Source organism: Rhizobacter sp. P3_B12, from assembly GCF_056402895.1.
The window spans coordinates 1-904 of the sequence record NZ_JBFUGN010001539.1; the positions used below are offsets into that span (position 1 = coordinate 1).

Below are 904 nucleotides of genomic sequence, written 5' to 3' on the forward strand. Positions count from 1 at the left end.
CTTCCAGGCGGTGCCGGCGATGTCCAGGTGCGCCCAGCGGTACTTGGCGGTGAAGCGGCGCAGGAACATCGCCGCGGTGATCGCACCGCCGGCGCGCGGGCCGACGTTGCCCATGTCGGCGAAGTTGCTCTTCAGCGCCTCGTCGTATTCCTCGTCCAGCGGCATGCGCCAGGCCGGGTCGAGCGCGCTCTGGCCGGCGGCCAGCAACTCGGCGGCCAGCGCGTCGTCGGCGGTGAACAGGCCCGAGTTGTGGTGGCCCAGCGCGATCACGCAGGCGCCGGTCAGCGTCGCGATGTCGACCACCACCGCCGGCTTGAAGCGCTCGGCGTAGGTCAGCGCATCGCACAGGATCAGCCGGCCCTCGGCATCGGTGTTCAGGATCTCGATCGTCTGGCCCGACATGCTGGTGACGACGTCGCCCGGCTTCACCGCACGGCCGCTGGGCATGTTCTCGCAGGCCGGGATGATGCCGATCAGGTTCAGCTTCGGCTTCAGTTCGGCCACCGCGCGCAGCGTGCCGAGCACGCTCGCGGCGCCACCCATGTCGAACTTCATCTCGTCCATCTCGGCGGCCGGCTTGATCGAGATGCCGCCGGTGTCGAAGGTGATGCCCTTGCCGACCAGCACGATCGGCGCCTGCGTCTTCGCGGCACCTTCGTAGCGGGCGACGATGAAGCGCAGCGGCTCGTCGGAGCCCTGGGCGACCGCGAGGAACGAGCCCATGCCGAGCTTCTCGACCGCCTTGCGGTCCAGCACCTCGACCTTCAGGCCGTGGTCCTTCGCGAGCTTCTTCGCCTGCTCGGCGAGGAAGGTGGGCGTGCAGTGGTTGCCCGGCCGGTTCGCGCATTCGCGGGCCAGCGCGACGCCGTTGCCGATCGCCTCGCCGACCGCCAGCCCCGATTGC

At 69.9% G+C, this 904-nt stretch carries 1 protein-coding gene; it reads right to left on the reverse strand.

The features are described from left to right. The coding region (locus tag AC1D01_RS36715; protein WP_477874736.1) for a leucyl aminopeptidase at window positions 1–904 on the reverse strand (904 nt) is incomplete at both ends.